Origin of the sequence: Pantoea sp. A4, assembly GCF_000295955.2 — a bacterium.
Taxonomy (GTDB): Bacteria; Pseudomonadota; Gammaproteobacteria; order Enterobacterales; family Enterobacteriaceae; genus Pantoea; species Pantoea multigeneris.
In genome coordinates this window covers 53,967-70,497 of sequence record NZ_ALXE01000017.1, presented here as the reverse complement: position 1 = coordinate 70,497, position 16,531 = coordinate 53,967, and the positions used below count along the sequence as shown (strand labels likewise).

Sequence of the window (16,531 nt, the reverse complement as noted above, 5' to 3'; positions counted from 1 at the left end):
CTGACATATCTAAAATAATCAAATGTCGAGCAAACTTATGTTTTATAACGACCCCTTACACATTGATAATACTGAAGCTTTTGGCCGCAAAGGTAGCCTGACTGAACGTCTGGTTGAAATAATCAGCTCGGATATTCGTTCCGGTAAGTACAGTCCGGGAGAGAAACTTCCTACGGAAAAAGAATTTATAAGTAAATATAATGTAAGCCGCAGCGTCGTCCGTGAAGCTATCGCCTCGCTAAAATCCGATGGATTACTGCAGTCGCGTCAGGGTATTGGCGTTTTCGTCATTGATCCTTTGCCTTCTGAGCCATTCAAGATCTCCACGAAAGATGTCAAAGATCTCGAAAATATTGCCCTGATGCAGGAATTGCGTAAGGCAGTTGAAATTGAGTCTGCCGGTCTTGCCGCCGAACGACGCAGCACCCAGCAAATGAAGAAGATTACTGCCGCTTATAAAAAACTCGAGAAAGCATATTCAGAAAATGAGAGTGATATCGGCCTGGAAGATTTCGATTTTCACCTTGCTATCGCTGAGGCCACCGGCAATAAATATTTCTCTGAGTTTTTGGTCTATCTGCGAAATCAGATCACATTAGGACTGAGTATTAAATACAAGGGCGCGCGCCGTTTCTCCAACAATGCTTACCGTGCGAATTCCATCGCGGAACATTTAGCGCTGCTCCAGGCGATAGAAAAGCAGGATTGTACAGAAGCCCGTGATTTAATGCGCGCGCACCTGTCCAACGCGTCGCAGTATTACAGCGACCTGGAAAGTTATTTATCGGATGAACAGAGTAACTGACACTGGAAGAGGGCTCTTCCAGTGCACCGATTACATATTTGGATAATTGGGGCCGCCAGCACCTTCTGGTACGGTCCAGTCAATGTTCTGACAAGGATCTTTAATGTCACAGGTTTTACAGTGGACGCAGTTCTGTGCATTGATTTGTAGTTTTTTATTATCCCCTTCACCGGTTATTTCATAAACCCCCGCCGGGCAATAACGTTGGGCGGGTTCTGCATAAATCGGCAGATTCAGGCTGATGGGTAACGCAGGATCGCGTAACACCAGATGGCACGGTTGGTCTTCTTCATGGTTCGTATTTGACAGATAAACGGATGATAATTTATCAAAACTCAGAATACCATCAGGTTTAGGATAGGTTATCTGTTTACAAAGACTGGCTTTTTTCAAACGTTGATAATCCGGTGTCCGATCGTGCAAGGTAAACGGCAGTTTGCCCTTAAACCAGTTCTGATCGAGATAATTAAATGCGCCACCCAACAGCGTGCCGAAACGGTGCATGGCCGGACCAAAGTTGCGGGCTGAATGCAGCTCATCATAAACCCAGGATTGAGCGAACAGGGCGCTGAATGCCGTCAGGTCAGCGGGTGGCTGTTCATGTTGACTCAGGGCATCAACAATCGCTGTTGCAGCGATCATGCCCGTTTTCATAGCGGTATGCGTACCTTTAATCTTGGCGAAATTCAGCGTTCCCGCATCACAACCAATCAGTAACCCCCCAGGAAAATGCATTTTGGGCAGTGAGTTCAACCCCCCTTTAGCGATCGCCCTGGCGCCGTAGGCTACCCGTTTCCCGTGCTGCAAATAGTGGCTAAACACCGGATGATGCTTAAGGCGCTGGAATTCATCGAAGGGGCTGAGGTAAGGGTTGCTGTAAGACAAATCAGTGATGAGGCCCAGCGAAACCTGCCCGTTCTCGCAGTGATAAAGGAATGAACCGCCGGTCGCACCTTCATTCAGCGGCCAGCCACTGCCATGGATCACTAATCCAGGCTGATGCAGTTCCTGGGGTATATCCCACAGCTCCTTAATGCCGAGCGCATAATGTTGCGGATCGACGTCTTTATCGAGTTGGAATTGCTTGATCAGCTGTTTTCCCAGATGTCCCCGGCATCCTTCAGCAAACAGGGTGTATTTTGCCAACAGCTCCATGCCGGGCGTGTAGCTGTGTTTTAATTCACCGTTCGATTTAATCCCCATATCACCGGTTAATACCCCTTTTACCGTGCCAGCTTCATCATAGATGATCTCTTTAGCCGCAAAGCCCGGGAATATATCGACGCCGGCCGCTTCCGCCTGCTGTGCCAGCCAACGGCAGAAATTACCCAGGCTGATAATGGTGTTGCCCGTATTATGCATCGGCGCGGGGATCAATGAATGAGGAAGCTGGCGCGCTGATTCTTCACCCGTGAAATAATAAATCTCATCTTTTGACACCGGCACGCCAAGTGGCGCACCGCGCTCTATATAATCCGGAAACAGTTCCTGAAGGGCACGAGGGTCAAGAATAGCGCCGGAAAGTGTATGTGCACCAATTTCTGAGCCTTTTTCAATCACGCATACGCTAATCTCTTGTTTCTTCTCTTTGGCCTGATTCATTAACGCACATGCTGCTGAAAGCCCGGCAGGGCCGCCGCCAACAATGACGACGTCAAACTCCATCGATTCACGTTCCACTTATTTGCTCCCGACATTGACTGCCTAAAATCGAACATATTGATTACGTATCACTGTTAACGGTGTCATATGATTTTCCGATAACACTTTAACATCGTTAACATAGCATATATTCTGGTCAGGTTATCAGATGACAGACAACTAAACAAATTGAAAATGCGAACCTCATCACACCTATTCATATGATTATTAACATTATTTAAATTGTTAATGTTAACCTGGCATCATGAAAACATCTTATTATCGATATTTTAAACTTCTCAATGCATGCGCTTCTGGTCTGCCTTGCTGCTATTTACTGGAGTGATTGATGAGTAAAATTAATGTTGAAAATGCGATTCCTTTGACGGTTAACAGTGCATCAGGCCAACATACAGGGAGTAAAGCGTTAAAGAGGGTGGTGGTAGCGGCAATGGCGGGTAGTTTTATCGAGTGGTTCGAATTCTCGGTGTATGGATATATGGCTGCCGTTATGGGTAAAATTTTCTTCACCAATGCCGCACCGTCAGTTCAGTTGATTGCTTCTTTTGCGACCTTTGCCGTGGCTTTTATCGCCAGACCGGTAGGGGGAATGGTTTTCGGGATCATCGGCGATAAAATCGGCCGTAAAACCGCACTCAATATCACCTTGTTGTTGATGGCCGCCGCGACATTCTGTATCGGCCTGTTACCTTCAGAGTCCAGTATTGGGGTTACCGCGCCGGTTTTGCTGATCCTGTTGCGGCTGATTCAGGGGTTTTCCAGTGGCGGTGAGGTTGCCGGTGCTTCCATCTTTGTTGCCGAACACAGTCAGGATAAACATCGTACGTTTATGACCAGTTGGGTCGAAGTGGGCTGTATAAGCGGCTTTATCTTCGGTGCACTGACCACGGCAGTGTTACATTTCAGCTTCACTGAAGACGATCTGTTGCAATGGGCCTGGCGACTGCCATTCATGCTGGCAGCACCGATGGCGTTGATAGGCCTCTACATTCGCCATAAGCTGGAAGAGTCCCCCCTGTTTGTTAAAGAAAGTCAGGCTGCTAAATCTGTATCACGCCCCCGCCTGGCCACACAGAAAAAATCGCTGCTTATCTCTTCAGGCTTAATCATTGGTGCCAATATCCCGTTGTTTATTATTCTGACCTATATGCCAAGCTGGTTGGTGAGCACCTTGAATTTAACCGCAGAGAAAAGCCTGCTGATGACGGTGGTGCCGATGTTTTTCCTGATGGTGACCATTCCTCTGTTCGGTAAGCTTGCTGACCGACTTAGCCGTAAAAAAATCATGTCGTACGGCTATCTGGGCATGATGATTTTTTCTTTCCCTTGTTTTATGGCATTACGCTCGGGGGAGATTGCCTTGCAGTTTCTGGCCTTGCTCAGTTTGAATATACTTCTCTCGATGTTGCTGTCATGCATACTGGCTAAAATCCCCTCACTGTTCCAGGTTGCATTCCGTTTTACCGGTATGGCCATCAGCTACAATGTGGCGGTCGCGTTATTTGCCGGCACGGCGCCGATGTTTAACGCCTGGCTTATTAAAGTCACGGGGAACCCTTTCATTACGGCCTGGTATCTTATCGCCGGTGCCGCTGTGGGCTTAGTTGCGGTCATGGCGGCGGAAGACAAAACCGGGCAACCTATGTCTGGCGATCGTCGCCGCTGATGTTTCGAGTGGCGGTTCACCCGCCACTCATCAGTTCTCTTCAGGACATCAGGATTGATCCGCAGGCAGGGGTTTCCCGGTGTAGTCCTTCATTCCCCACATCGCCAGAATACCCATCAAGGCGCCCGCCATTAAATAATAGGCTGGGACCAGCGTCGATCCCGTCTTCTCAATCAGCATGGTATTTAACAGGGGTGCGGTTCCGCCAAGCAGGGATACCGAAAGGTTATAACTGATCGCAAAGCAGCTATAGCGAGCCTTGTGTCCAAACAGGGAGGTTAAGGTTGCGGGGATGGTGCCTTCAAAAAAGAGCATTCCCGCAATTAACACGCACATGCTGATGATAATGAATACGGTGTCACCGCTCTTAAGCGCCATAAATGCCGGAACAGAAAAAAGAATCATCACGATGCAGCCAATCTGCAACAGGCGCTTCCTGCCAAAAATATCACCGAAATAACCAAAGAGTGGGATGAAAACTAATAATCCCAGCGTCGAAATAAGGGAGAGGTTGGCGCTAAACTCTTGTGACTTGCCCAAGAAGCTGGATAAGTACCCAGGGATGTAACCTAATATAATGTAGTAACTGATGTTGAAGGCTGCCACGATACCGGCGCAGCGCAATAACTGTTTCCACTCTTTGGCGATAATAGTGACAAAAGAGGTTTTTATCTGCGGAGAACGCTTTTTCTCACTCTGCATCTCTTTAAATATTGGCGTCTCATCAACCCGCATACGGATGAAAATTGCCACAATCCCCATCAATCCGGCGATAGCAAAGGGTACACGCCAACCCCATGCGAGCATCACTGATTCACCTAAAGTATGGCTGATGATACTGACAATAATACCCCCAACGAGAAAACCAAGAATATTACCGAACTCTAACCAACTGGTGAGGAACGTTCTTTTTTTGTCCGGGCTGTGTTCCGAGATGAAAATACAGGAACCACCATATTCCCCCCCGGTTGACAGCCCCTGCAGCATCCTGCACAACACTAGCAGAACCGGTGCCAGCATCCCAATGGAATGATAGGAAGGAATGATAGAAATCAACAACGTAGATAAAGACATCACGCTAATACTTGCCACTAAAGCAGTACGACGACCAAACTTATCCCCAATGGGACCGAAGATGAACCCGCCTAAAGGTCGTATGACAAATCCCGCCGCAAAGGTGGCATAAATAGCGATCATCTCTGTTTTATTGTTTGAAACCGGGAAGAAAACTTTCGCCATGATCATGGCCATCGCGGAGTAAATGGCAAAATCAAACCATTCCACCATATTGCCTAGCGTCACACCTGCAACCGTTTTTGGCAGCGTGGTTTTGTTAATGGTTAACTTATCATTGTATCCAGTATCATAACAACGAGACCCCTCGGAATAAGGAGTTATAAGAGTATCTTTCATTTTATTATCCTGTCTGATTTGATCTGATAGGCGAAAATAATCTTCAAGCATGGGCCCTGAAAAATAAGCCTTTTCTCATAAACTTCAGATATTATGTGACGATAATCACCAGTCATAATTAAAATGGACAGGGTGATTAAATCCATTTTTACAACGCTCTAAAAACTCTTTCTCCCCATACTATGCCTGTGCAATGCTTGATATAGTTCTAGGCTGTATAACCCAGGTTATGAACAGGGGTAAAATTTTGGGTCATATAGGTTCCACCTATAAAGCCGATGGGTTCATAGGTTTTCCATATCTTCACTTGAGGCTTTTAAGCGACTGAGATAGCGTTTCATCATCTGAATAATCTCGCGTGTAGCGGGTGAAATCGCGGTATCAGCACGGTGAATAAATGCGAATTTCTCAAAGACAGGCGGCGTGATCGCTGTCCATTTCAGTCTTTCGCCATAACCCAGATGATGCAAAATGGGTTTAGAGGCCAACATATCACCGACGCCACGCGAGGCTAATTCGAATGCCGTTTGTTGATGCTCAATTTCAATGACGGGTTTCAATGTTGCACCTACCGCTTCCGCACGCTGATTTAAAATTTTGCGGATCGGATCACTATTGCGCCACGTGGCTTCGGTCAGTATCAACGGTGAATTTAGCAAGGCGTGAATATCCTTTGTTCCTTTCGCTCGCTCACTATCTGCGGTGACGTAACCCAGTTCGGTGGACCAGACAGGTTCACTGACGGATAAATTTTTCGCGTTAACAGGCAACATCACCAGGCCCGCTTCGATTTCGCCATCAATCACCGCCTGAGCCACTTCCGCTGAGTTAGGACCAATAATCTTCAGGTTAACACCGGGGTAGTTTGCATGAAATTCACAGATTAAATCGGTCAGGAAATACTGGTAAGCAGAACTGAATGTGCCGAAGGAGGCGATACCATCTTTCAGCTCTCTCACCGATTGCACGGCCTGATTGCCGTTTTGCGCCGCCTGAATCGCAATTCTGGCATGGGGCTCCAGCTTCTGTCCTGCTTCGGTCAGAATTAAGCGACGGTTGGTACGGATAAAAAGATTCGTGCCTAATTCATTTTCCAGTCTGAGAATTTGATCCGAAATAGAAGGCTGAGAAATCTTCAACATCTCTGCCGCTTTAGAAATAGTACCGGATTCGATTGCAGTGAGAAAATAGTTAAGCTGTTGAAGTGTCATGGATTTCTCTCATTACCGTCTATACATTCAATGTGGCTTTTATAAGCGTGATTTTAATACCACATTTTTAATTTATTTATCCATGGATATATTTTTTCCTGAAATATTGTCAAACTTACCGAACAATGGTATTCGCGCGTGATAATAAGAAAATACCCTTATTTTTATTTATCGGGCTGGATATAGGCACTTTTTAGTTTAAACACAAGAGTGACATTGCCGGGGTTGTGGAGGATGCCTGATAGTTTTGCGCATACCGGGCTTAAGGCACGGATACTGTCATCGCGATTTCCTATGACCAAACCCAGCGGGCAACCGGGGTTAATCAACGCTCAATAAAATATAATTCATTAAATTCAATCATTTAATGATTCACCTGACGTTGAAATAGCGAAAAAACCGCTGTTTTGAAGCCGATCACAGAAGCCGCATAACGAGAAACTTTGAGTTGACGAGTTGTCTGACATCATTCATCTTACATCTTATGAGTTCAGTTCAAAGCACAGGTTAAATACTCAGGTTGATTCACTTAATGACAGCTATCTGAGGGTTTAATTTAACGTCATTTCTGGAAGTTATTTTAGTTTTCATTCAGGAGTCTTTTATGGATAACCAGACAGTTGTCATTGTGGGCGGGGCATCTGGTCTTGGCCTTGCTACCGCAAAACTTTTCTGTAAAAACGGGGCAAGTAAAATTGGCATCATTGATCGTAATGAAGAATTGATGAACCTTGCAGCCGATGAGCTACGAAAATCTGGCGTCATTGTTGCCACGGCGGTGGGGGATATATCCCGTAAAGAGAGTGCACACGCTGCATTTAATCAGTTAGTCGATGAATTAGGCCGCATCCATTGTCTGGTGAACAGCGCCGCGATTTATCCTCGTGAAGATATCTTCAATATCAGTGATGAACAGTGGGATGTTGAGAACGCGGTAAATATTAAAGGGACTTACCACATGATGGTCGCCGCAGTGCGTCACATGCAACAGTTCGTAGATGCGCCCGCAGTCACTGGCCGAATTGTTAATGTCACCTCCGTGGATGCCTTCAAAGCTCACCCGCAAAACGCGCACTATGCTGCTACAAAAGCAGCGGTTGTCAGCCTCACTAAATCTTTTGCTCAGGCCTGCGCGCAGGATCAGATATTAGTGAACTCCGTTGCGCCGGCAGGTTTTGCTACGGAACGTGCGCGGCAGCTTGGCTTCCTGGGCGAGCTGGCTTCGGCAAACCCACTGGGACGTGCGGCCGAGCCAGAGGAGATCGCTGAATGGATTTTGATGATGGGCAGCGCGCGTAATAGTTACGCCACCGGTGAAAATGTTATTGTGAGCGGCGGATATATCTATGCTTGATACCCCCTATAAAACCGCACTGGTGACCGGTGCAACCAGCGGCATTGGCAAAGCCATTGTTGAGGCTCTGAGTGCAGCAGAATATTCAGTGATTGCTCTCGGACGTAATAAAGAGAAGCTGTCAGCGCTGAGTAGCCTCGCGGGTGTCAAAGCGATTGCTGCGGATGTGACCGATCGTGCAACGATCAGTGCACTGATAGCGGAGTATGATATTGATGTGGTGATCAATAATGCCGGCGTGTTATCAACACGAGCATCATTTCAGGAGATTGATCCGGCAGAAATTGAAAATATGCTCGATATCAATTTAAAAGCCCCACTTCAGTTGACGCGAGATGTGTTACCACAGATGGTGGCACGTAAAAAAGGGCATATTTTCTTTGTGGGTTCCAGCGCGGGGAGAGTCGCGCATCCTAATGCCGCCGTGTACGGCGCATCCAAGGCGGGGATCAGTCTTTTTTGCGATGCCTTACGCTGCGATCTGTTAGGCACCGGGATCCGCGTGACTGAAATCGCACCGGGTAGGGTGCAAACCGATCTCTATCGTTCGGCGATCAGCGCCGAAAATATCAATAGCGAATTGTACGACGGTTATGAAGCCATCCAGCCTGAGGATATCGCAAAGCTGTTGCTGACAGCCTTGCAACTGCCTAAAAATGTTGATGTTTCCCGTCTTGAAGTCTTCCCTACGACACAGGCTACCGGCGGTTCACGCATGGTTAAGACACTGAGCTAAAGCGGCTGGGTGAGTGTAAAGTTAATGAATAAGCACCTTTCGGGGTGCTTTATTTTTCGCGAACCTCGCGCTAAGCCATTATACAGGCAGCGCTACGTGAAATCTGACCAGGAAACAGGGAAGAGTATCACCAGATTTTACGCAGCGTATAAACTCCCAGGGAGGATGCAAAATGACCAAAGCGAACACGCTTTCTAATCTGCCGGTGGGTCGCGATGCAAGTCAGCCTTGCGAGCCGTGTATAACAAGCATGTTCTGTTGCTTGAGGCGTGTAGCAAGACCCACACAATTGTTTGACAACAGACTCTGTGCAACCGTAAATTGCTCAGATGGAAAATACATCGTTTAAAATCAAAAAAGTCCAAAAGCGCAGTGCCGAAGTTCAGGCGGCTGATGTGCTGCGTGAAGCGATCGTCTCTGGAGAGATCCCGCTGGGCACGCGCCTGACCGAAATCCACTCTTCGGAACAGCTGGGCGTTTCCCGCAGCACCATCCGTACTGCGTTTCATCAACTCGTTCAGGAGGGATTGATTGTCCAGATCCCCTATACGGGCTGGAGTGTGATGACGCTGGGGCCAGAAGATGCGTGGGAATTGTATACGCTCAGAGCCAGCCTGGAAGCGCTGGCGGCAAAAATCGTGGCGAAAAAAGTCGGTGAAGACACCGCTTCTGGTCACGTCACCAGCGCTATCACCGACGCATTCGGCTTATTGAAAGCGGCGTGCCAGCAGGGCAGCAAAGGTGAAATCGCCACGGCTGATATGAATTTGCACAGCACCATCGTCCAGCTCTCAGGGCACAGCCGTTTGATCGATCAGTATTCCAGAATACAGTCTCAAATCCTTATCTGTATTCGTTCAAGTGATGCGCTGGTGGCCAGCCCGGCACACATTGTCGAGCAGCACCTGCCGCTCATTAATGCACTTAATAATGGCAATGCGGAAGAGGCGGCGAAAGAAGCCATACTGCACAATGAAACGGAAGGCGCAATTCTGGTCAGCCATCTGCAACAGCGAGATAAATAAACGCCTTTAGCAAAGATGCCAGTAAGTTATTCTTTACTGGCATCTGAGATTATTAGTGAAATAACAGCCTTCCAGAAATTTTTAATATCCGTAGCGAGCCAATAAATACGCTGGCAGGAAGCACATACAGCGCAATGTCCATGCTGCGGATAATATCTTTAATCCAACCGACAAATACCGGTGTTATTTTGCACTCGCCGCTCAGGGTGCACTGATTATCACATCAGGATGCTTGCGCCTGCAAAATAAGATCTGCCGCTTTCTCGGCCACGGCGATCACCGGGGCATTGGTGTTACCGCTGGTGATCGAGGGGAAAACCGAGGAGTCGACCACGCGCAGCTTCTGAATACCGTGCACTTTCAACGCCAGATCCACCACGGACGTTTTAGGATCACTTCCCATACGGCAGGTGCCGACCGGGTGATAAACAGTTTTACAGGTTTGCCGCACAAAGGCCTCGATGGCGTCATCGGAGAGTGAATAACTGTTCCCCTGATCAACGACGTTCCCCGGTGAAAAAATGCGTTTGGTGTACTGACGCAGCGCCGGGGTATTCAAAAATTGCAGGGCAAGCTTTACGGCGCGGACCTGACCGGCAAGGTCATCAGGATGATGCAAAATATTGGCGCGGATTTTTACGCTGTCCGTGGGTGAGGCACTGCTTAACGCCAGTACACCGCGTGAACGCGGTCTGAGATGGCCCACCTTCAGGGTGATCCCGTGCGTTTCATCTTTGCCGTAACCCTCTGGATCATCCCAGCTATCCAGGGCTGGTAAAAAATGGATCTGTACGTCAGGTCGACCTTGATCGGCAGTGTCAACAAATGCTGCTCCTTCAAGAATGTTGGAGGTCACCACCCCAGTGCGGAATGCCATCCATTGCAGGCCATTTTTGACGGCATTTAATCCACGGTCCTGACCATACAGGGACAACGGCAGCTTGAGTGAGGCGTTCACCGACAGGTGCATATGGTCATGATAGTTTTGCCCCACCGGCAACTCCGCATGGCAGGGGAGGTTGAAGGTCGCTAAATGCGCTTTTTCCCCAATCCCGGATAACATCAGTAATTTAGGGGATCCGATGGCACCCGCCGCGACGATCACTTCTTTATTCGCGCTGGCCGTCGTCTTATGCCCGGCGTGATCCTGGAAGACAACGCCAGTGGCGGTTCCATTTTCAATCACAATCTGGTGAACCAGCGTATTTAGCTCCAAGTGCAGCCGGGGGTTATTCTGCACGCTGCGTAGATAGGTTTTCGCTGTACTGGCGCGTTCGCCATTGTGCGTCGTGGTCTGGTAAAATCCCACGCCTTGCTGGTCGTCACCATTGAAATCATTCCGGTAGGAATAACCGAGTTGCTGTCCGGCACGAATAAAACTTTCGCTTAACGGATGGCGATAGCGATTCTCACTGACAAAAAGGGGGCCATGGTTGCCGTGCTGCTCGCCCGCCAGACTCTCATTGTTCTCTGACTTCCTGAAATAGGGCAGCAAGTCATCGTAACCCCAGCCAGTACAACCGTACTCCTCCTGCCAACTGTCATAATCTTCGCGCTGCCCGCGAATGTAGATCATGCCATTCACCGAACTGCTGCCGCCAAGAAGTTTACCCTGAGCAACCGTCATGCGCCGATTGGACGTCGCAGGGTCCGGTTCAGTGGTGTAGTCCCAGGTTTTGGTCAAAATCGCTTTACCGACGCCTGCCGGCATTTTAACGAACAGACTATTGTCTTTTCCGCCCGCTTCCAACAGCAGTACCCTGGCATCGGTTTTCTGAAGCAGACGCGCGGCGATGACGCAACCGGCTGAACCAGCACCGACAATGATGTAGTCGTAAACGTGTTCCATGTCGTTCTCTCGCGTTAATGTGAGTAAAATAGTTAGCTTAGCTAGCTAATTACATTTTACATGATATTCACATTTGCGCGATGTGTTAATGCAATCTGTTAACAATTTGTTGTGCGGGATGCGGGTCTTGTCTGTCACCGGGTGGGCATGAAAACCCCTAAAAACAGGGGGTTTCAGTGCTATACTGCCGCGCGGAGGGCAACTATGCACAAGCAAGATGAGATCATGGATATCCATGAAGAGCTGGGTATCGGGCTGTTGGTTATTTCGCGTCTCTACCGGCGCGAGCTGGATAATGCGTTGATGAAGTACGGTTTAACGGAAGCGAGTGCGTTGCCGTTACGTTTCCTCGCCAAAGTGGGCAAACCCCTGAAGCAAAAAGAGCTTGCGGAACATCTGAACATAGAAAGCGCTACCCTGGTTAAAGTCCTGCTGTTACTGGAAAACCGAGGATTCATCATTCGCCATTCACCCGAAGGGGATAAGCGAGTGCGTCTGGTGAGCCTGAGTGAAGCGGGAAAAGCCTTTAACGATCGCCTGCATCAGGAGCTGCTGTATATTCGCATGAATCTGTTTAAAGGGCTGGAGAAGCAAGAACTGGAAACGGTGATCGGATTTCTTAACACCCTGGATTATAACCTGCGTCATATAGACAGGCAGGGGTAAACCGCCTCTGTCGGGAGTCCGTATACCGGCAAATCCCACACCGTCCCCCCTGTACCAGGCATCTTTTTTTCACCTCATTTTTCGTCTGCCCCCCTTCGGAATTGCACCAATAATGACAGTCGATATTGAAAACACTGGGGTTTTCATGCCCCGTTTAAGTGCCTTCGCACCGCGCTGGTGCTTTGATAAATAAGCAATTCTGCGCTCTGAAATTATCACTTGTTGGCCCCTGGCATTGCTGCGCAACATGCTCTGAAAAGCGCGTGTCATTTACTTTTCGGGGCAGCAAAATGATGAAGACCAAATTTCTGACTCACCCTATGTTCGCATTCAGCCTGCTCTATTTAGGCTACATGATCTCGTATGTGGATCGCGGGGCTATCTCTCTGGCGCTGGCGCACATCGGTAAAGATTTTAATGTTGGCCCGGCGGAGCTGGGGGTGGTACTCAGCGCCTTCTACCTTGGCTATGCCGCGATGCAGATCCCCGGCGGATGGCTGGCCGATCGCTTTGGCAGCAAAAAGGTTGTGGTGGTGTCCATCGGCTTATGGTCGCTGTTCACCGTACTCACGGGTATGGCGGGTTCACTCGCGTCGTTACTTCTGATCCGTTTCCTGTTTGGCATCGGTGAGGGAAGTTATCCCTCCTCGGCGGTGAAAGGCGTGGCAGAACTCTACCCACGGGAAGCACGCCCGAAAATGGCGGGGCTGATGATCTCTTCCAACTATGTTGGCAGCTTTGTGGCTCCGCTGATTGTCGCACCGTTGATTATCTGGCTGGGCTGGCGCGATGTGTTTCTCGCCATCGGCGTGGCCGGTATCGCGTTTGCTGCCGTCTACGCATTTAGCGTACCGCAAAGCAAAGTCACCCCTGACCTGCCGGTGCAGGGAAGCAAAGAGAAAGTCAGCGTGCGCGAACTGCTGCGTATGCCGCTGCTGTGGAAAATTGTTGTGGTCTGGTTCTGCCTCAGCATGGTGAATAAAGGCCTTGATGCCTGGATGCCGATGTATCTGCTGACCGCGCGCGGCCTGGATTTAAAAACCGTCGGGATGCTCGTGCCGTTACCTTTTATTGCCGCCAGTATTGCTACCGCGCTGGGGGGTTGGGTGATGACGCGCTATTTTGATGGCAAAGAGAAGTTTCTGATGATGGGAAGCTGCATCCTGACCGCGCTGTTCGTCTACGGCATGTATAAAGGGCAGACCACCACCCAGGTGATTCTGTGTCAGACCGTGGCCTACTTCTTTAAATCGTTTGTGTTTGCCGCCGCCTTTGCGCTGCCGACGAAAATTCTGGCGCAGCGTCTGGTGGGCACCGGGATCGGCATGGTGAACTTTGGCGGTCAGGCTGCCGGGTTTATCTCGCCGATGGTGATTGGTTTTCTGGTATCTTACTACCACAGTTATGACTCCGCGTTTCTGTTCCTGCTGGCAGCCGTAGCCATTTCAGCCCTGGTCAGTATGACCATCAGCGCCAGTAAAATTCGTGATGTGCAGTTAGCCAATGCCCATGAGTCCTGAGATCTCCTCGGCGCTGAATAAAGGGAATGTTCAAACAGCGGTCCGGCTAAAGGGTAGCCGGCCGCATCAGGAGAACCAGACCCCCATGAGCGCGCGTATTCTCAGTGAAACTGCGGTCCTCTATTTTTTGCAGGTGGTGAACAGCGGCTCAATCAGTGAAGCCGCTGCCCGGCTCCATGTCGTGCCTTCTGCTATCAGTCGACAGATTGCCCGACTGGAGAGCGAGCTGGACGTGTCGCTGTTTGAACGTCAGGCGCGTGGCATGACGCTAACCCCGGCAGGTGAACTGTTAGCGGGTTATGCCCGCCGCACGTTGCTGGATGCTGAGAACGTCACCAATGAAATCAAAGCACGGAAGCAGGAGTCGGCTGAGCTGATCAAAATTGCCTGCACCCAGGGATTCGCCTCCCACTGCCTGCCCGATGCTATCGCCCGGTTTATTGCCCAGGGCGTCGCGGGCAATTTTCAGCTGGTGGTGGCAGATGCCAGCGAGGTGACGCGGCTGGTGCGGGAAGCTCAGGTGGATATCGGCTTCTGTTTTAGCCTCGGCCCTGAGAAAGACATTAATGTGGTCTGGAGCCAGCCCGCGCCGCTACTGGCGTTGCTCGCCCCGAGCCATCCTCTGGCAAGTAAAGAACAGGTGGCCCTGCATGAGTTAGTGGGGTATCCCCTGGCGTTGCCCGGCCCCAATTCTACGCTGCGGCAACTGCTGGATATCTATTGCAGCCGGGAAGGGGTGACCTGCAACAGCATTCTGGCGACTGACAGCCTGGAAACGCTAGTGCAGTTTGCCGCATCGGGCAACGCTATCACCTTTACCGGAGAGCTGTTTGTGCGTCATCGGCTCGCCACCGGCGAGCTCAAAGTCCTCAACGTGCCTGAACTCGCCACCAGCAACCGTAATATCGAAATCCAGACTCTGGCTCGTCGGCAATTATCGCCGCTGATGCTGCATTTTATCGCCCATATGCAGGACGTTTTGGCCCTGTAACCCCTTCACTTTTCAGCACAGCGGCGTTCTGAATATGTTAGTTGTGCCGTCTGGCGGTCTCTTTTTATAGTGAGTTAACCGCCCTGTACGAGAACCTTGTGTATGTCTGACATCGCCAGTCTTGCTGATAAAAGTGCCGTAGCGTTAAAGAAACTGATTGATACGCGAGAGGTCTCCCCGGTGGAGGTGCTCGCGGCCTGCGTAGATCGTATCGAAACCCTGAATCCCAAAATAAACGCCTTTTGTGCCACCGCGTTTGAGCGTGCTCATGACGAGGCGCTGCGCTGTGAACAAGCCATCTTGCGCGGTGAGCCGCGTGGCATTCTCAGTGGCCTGCCCATCGGGATTAAAGATCTGGAAGAGACCGCCGGTATTCTCACCACCTATGGTTCGCCGCTGTTTCACGGCAACGTTCCGGCGCAGGATAACCGGCTGGTGGCGCGTCTGCGCTCGGCGGGCGCGATTGTGGTGGGAAAAACTAACGTGCCAGAAATGGGCGCTGGGGCTAACACCTTTAACCCCGTGTGGGGCGCAACGGGCAATCCATTTAACCCACAGCTGAATGCGGGAGGCTCATCCGGTGGCGCAGCGGCGGCGCTGGCGGCCAATATGGTGCCGTTATGCAGTGGTTCCGACACCGGCGGGTCGCTACGTATTCCAGCGGCTAAATGCGGGATCGTCGGGCTGCGGACTTCCCCAGGCCTGGTGCCCAGCGAGCGTAAATTACTCGGCTGGACACCGATTGCGGTGGTAGGGCCAATGGGCCGCGACGTGGCGGACACCTGGTTACAGCTGGCCGCCACGGCGGGTCAGTCTGCTGGCGATCCGCTCAGCTATCCCTTCACCATGGCTGCGAGCATAGACAGCCAGCCGCACACCGACCTGTCACGGTTACGCGTGGGCTACACCGAAGATTTTGGCGTCTGCGAGGTGGATGATGACATTCGCCAGGTCTTCCGCCAGAAAATCGCCCGGCTGCGCGGCCAGTTCGCCTGCTGCGAAGAACTGGATCTGGAGATGGATCAGGCGCACCGCTGTTTTGATGTGCTGCGGGCAGAAGCCTTTGTGGGTAGCTTGCAAAAAGCCTACGAAGAAAACCCGGATTCGCTGGGACCCAATCCGCGCGCCAACTATGAGATGGGCGCGCAGATGTCGCTGAAAGAGTGCGTCTGGGCCAGCGCCGAACAGACGCGCATCTTCCGTCGCTTCCAGCAGCTGTTCGATCGTTTCGACATTATCCTGTCGCCGACCACCCCGGTCTCAGCGTTTCCGTGGGAACAGCCGTACCTCACCAGTGTGAACGGTGTTGCGCTGGAGAACTACTATCGCTGGCTGGCGCTGACCTATGTGGTCACTCTCACCACCAACCCGGCACTTTCAATGCCCATGGGGCGCGATCACCTCAATATGCCGTTTGGCATGCAGGTGATTGGCAGATTCCGTGGCGACCTGGAACTCCTGCTGGCGGCACGCTCGCTGGAAACCTACTGTGAGGCCACGCCCGACCTCTGCCGACCGCGTCCGGACCTGGCGGCGCTGAGCTACAGCCAGGTTGATCTGTGGTCGCCGGTTACGCATCCACCGCTGCTGGCAGGCGGGGTGGTCAGCACTGCCGGACAACCTGCGGTATAAC

Annotated in this window: 13 protein-coding genes; 9 read left to right on the top strand and 4 right to left on the bottom strand. The window is 50.6% G+C overall.

What is annotated here, in order from left to right:
- Window positions 1-37 precede the first annotated feature (37 nt).
- Window positions 38-805 carry a FadR/GntR family transcriptional regulator gene (locus B880_RS24645; RefSeq protein WP_017345964.1) on the top strand — a complete coding sequence of 256 codons (768 nt, stop codon included), beginning with the start codon at window positions 38-40 and terminating at the stop codon, window positions 803-805.
- Between the two features lie 30 nt (window positions 806-835).
- Here the strand turns inward: B880_RS24645 and B880_RS0103385 are convergent, their stop codons facing one another.
- Window positions 836-2,470 (bottom strand): electron transfer flavoprotein-ubiquinone oxidoreductase, encoded by a 1,635-nt coding sequence (locus tag B880_RS0103385; RefSeq protein ID WP_017345963.1) that lies wholly within the window; start codon window positions 2,468-2,470, stop codon window positions 836-838.
- A gap of 325 nt (window positions 2,471-2,795) precedes the next feature.
- Between B880_RS0103385 and B880_RS24640 the strand changes: the two genes are divergently transcribed.
- Complete coding sequence (locus B880_RS24640) at window positions 2,796-4,133, top strand: MFS transporter (RefSeq protein ID WP_017345962.1); 1,338 nt, start codon at window positions 2,796-2,798, stop codon at window positions 4,131-4,133.
- 48 nt (window positions 4,134-4,181) lie between these two features.
- On the opposite strand, the gene B880_RS0103375 is transcribed toward B880_RS24640, so the two are convergent.
- Together B880_RS0103375 and B880_RS0103365 are read right to left on the bottom strand one after the other, a co-directional pair.
- On the bottom strand, window positions 4,182-5,546 hold the full coding sequence (locus tag B880_RS0103375; protein WP_017345961.1) for an MFS transporter: 1,365 nt from the start codon (window positions 5,544-5,546) through the stop codon (window positions 4,182-4,184).
- A 284-nt stretch (window positions 5,547-5,830) separates the two neighbouring features.
- The gene (locus tag B880_RS0103365) at window positions 5,831-6,757 is read right to left on the bottom strand and encodes a LysR family transcriptional regulator (RefSeq protein WP_017345959.1); all 927 of its coding nucleotides are present in this window, start codon (window positions 6,755-6,757) and stop codon (window positions 5,831-5,833) included.
- A gap of 604 nt (window positions 6,758-7,361) precedes the next feature.
- Between B880_RS0103365 and B880_RS0103360 the strand changes: the two genes are divergently transcribed.
- The 3 genes from B880_RS0103360 (at window position 7,362) to B880_RS0103350 (ending at window position 9,872) form a co-directional block, all read left to right on the top strand.
- Window positions 7,362-8,111: an SDR family NAD(P)-dependent oxidoreductase gene (locus B880_RS0103360; protein ID WP_017345958.1), complete on the top strand. Its 750-nt coding sequence runs from the start codon at window positions 7,362-7,364 to the stop codon at window positions 8,109-8,111.
- A complete protein-coding gene (locus B880_RS0103355) occupies window positions 8,104-8,847 on the top strand; it encodes an SDR family oxidoreductase (RefSeq protein ID WP_017345957.1) in 744 nt (247 codons plus the stop codon). Before B880_RS0103360 ends, B880_RS0103355 begins: the two co-directional genes overlap by 8 nt.
- A gap of 329 nt (window positions 8,848-9,176) precedes the next feature.
- Entirely contained in the window at window positions 9,177-9,872 is a 696-nt protein-coding gene (locus B880_RS0103350) for a GntR family transcriptional regulator (RefSeq protein WP_017345956.1), read from the top strand.
- Window positions 9,873-10,095: 223 nt separating this feature from the next.
- Here the strand turns inward: B880_RS0103350 and B880_RS0103345 are convergent, their stop codons facing one another.
- Entirely contained in the window at window positions 10,096-11,721 is a 1,626-nt protein-coding gene (locus tag B880_RS0103345) for a GMC family oxidoreductase (protein ID WP_017345955.1), read from the bottom strand.
- Between the two features lie 204 nt (window positions 11,722-11,925).
- Here B880_RS0103345 and B880_RS24635 point away from each other — a divergent pair, with 204 nt between their 5' ends.
- The 4 genes from B880_RS24635 to B880_RS0103325 all read left to right on the top strand — a co-directional run bounded on the left by B880_RS24635 (window position 11,926) and on the right by B880_RS0103325 (window position 16,530).
- The gene (locus B880_RS24635) at window positions 11,926-12,387 is read left to right on the top strand and encodes a MarR family winged helix-turn-helix transcriptional regulator (RefSeq protein ID WP_017345954.1); all 462 of its coding nucleotides are present in this window, start codon (window positions 11,926-11,928) and stop codon (window positions 12,385-12,387) included.
- A gap of 290 nt (window positions 12,388-12,677) precedes the next feature.
- Window positions 12,678-13,907 carry an MFS transporter gene (locus B880_RS0103335; protein ID WP_237760981.1) on the top strand — a complete coding sequence of 410 codons (1,230 nt, stop codon included), beginning with the start codon at window positions 12,678-12,680 and terminating at the stop codon, window positions 13,905-13,907.
- Window positions 13,908-13,992: 85 nt separating this feature from the next.
- Entirely contained in the window at window positions 13,993-14,898 is a 906-nt protein-coding gene (locus B880_RS0103330) for a LysR family transcriptional regulator (protein WP_017345952.1), read from the top strand.
- Window positions 14,899-15,000: 102 nt separating this feature from the next.
- Window positions 15,001-16,530: an amidase gene (locus B880_RS0103325; protein ID WP_017345951.1), complete on the top strand. Its 1,530-nt coding sequence runs from the start codon at window positions 15,001-15,003 to the stop codon at window positions 16,528-16,530.
- Window position 16,531 lies beyond the last annotated feature (1 nt).

Excerpts from the sequence above, each read along its gene's own strand:
- B880_RS0103345 (WP_017345955.1), bottom strand. The coding sequence starts at position 11,721 with ATGGAACACGTTTACGACTACATCATTGTCGGTGCTGGTTCAGCCGGT.
- B880_RS24640 (WP_017345962.1), top strand. The coding sequence starts at position 2,796 with ATGAGTAAAATTAATGTTGAAAATGCGATTCCTTTGACGGTTAACAGT.
- B880_RS24645 (WP_017345964.1), top strand. The coding sequence starts at position 38 with ATGTTTTATAACGACCCCTTACACATTGATAATACTGAAGCTTTTGGC.
- B880_RS0103375 (WP_017345961.1), bottom strand. The coding sequence starts at position 5,546 with ATGAAAGATACTCTTATAACTCCTTATTCCGAGGGGTCTCGTTGTTAT.
- B880_RS0103365 (WP_017345959.1), bottom strand. The coding sequence starts at position 6,757 with ATGACACTTCAACAGCTTAACTATTTTCTCACTGCAATCGAATCCGGT.
- B880_RS0103355 (WP_017345957.1), top strand. The coding sequence starts at position 8,104 with ATGCTTGATACCCCCTATAAAACCGCACTGGTGACCGGTGCAACCAGC.
- B880_RS0103335 (WP_237760981.1), top strand. The coding sequence starts at position 12,678 with ATGATGAAGACCAAATTTCTGACTCACCCTATGTTCGCATTCAGCCTG.
- B880_RS0103325 (WP_017345951.1), top strand. The coding sequence starts at position 15,001 with ATGTCTGACATCGCCAGTCTTGCTGATAAAAGTGCCGTAGCGTTAAAG.
- B880_RS0103330 (WP_017345952.1), top strand. The coding sequence starts at position 13,993 with ATGAGCGCGCGTATTCTCAGTGAAACTGCGGTCCTCTATTTTTTGCAG.
- B880_RS0103385 (WP_017345963.1), bottom strand. The coding sequence starts at position 2,470 with ATGGAGTTTGACGTCGTCATTGTTGGCGGCGGCCCTGCCGGGCTTTCA.
- B880_RS0103350 (WP_017345956.1), top strand. The coding sequence starts at position 9,177 with ATGGAAAATACATCGTTTAAAATCAAAAAAGTCCAAAAGCGCAGTGCC.
- B880_RS24635 (WP_017345954.1), top strand. The coding sequence starts at position 11,926 with ATGCACAAGCAAGATGAGATCATGGATATCCATGAAGAGCTGGGTATC.
- B880_RS0103360 (WP_017345958.1), top strand. The coding sequence starts at position 7,362 with ATGGATAACCAGACAGTTGTCATTGTGGGCGGGGCATCTGGTCTTGGC.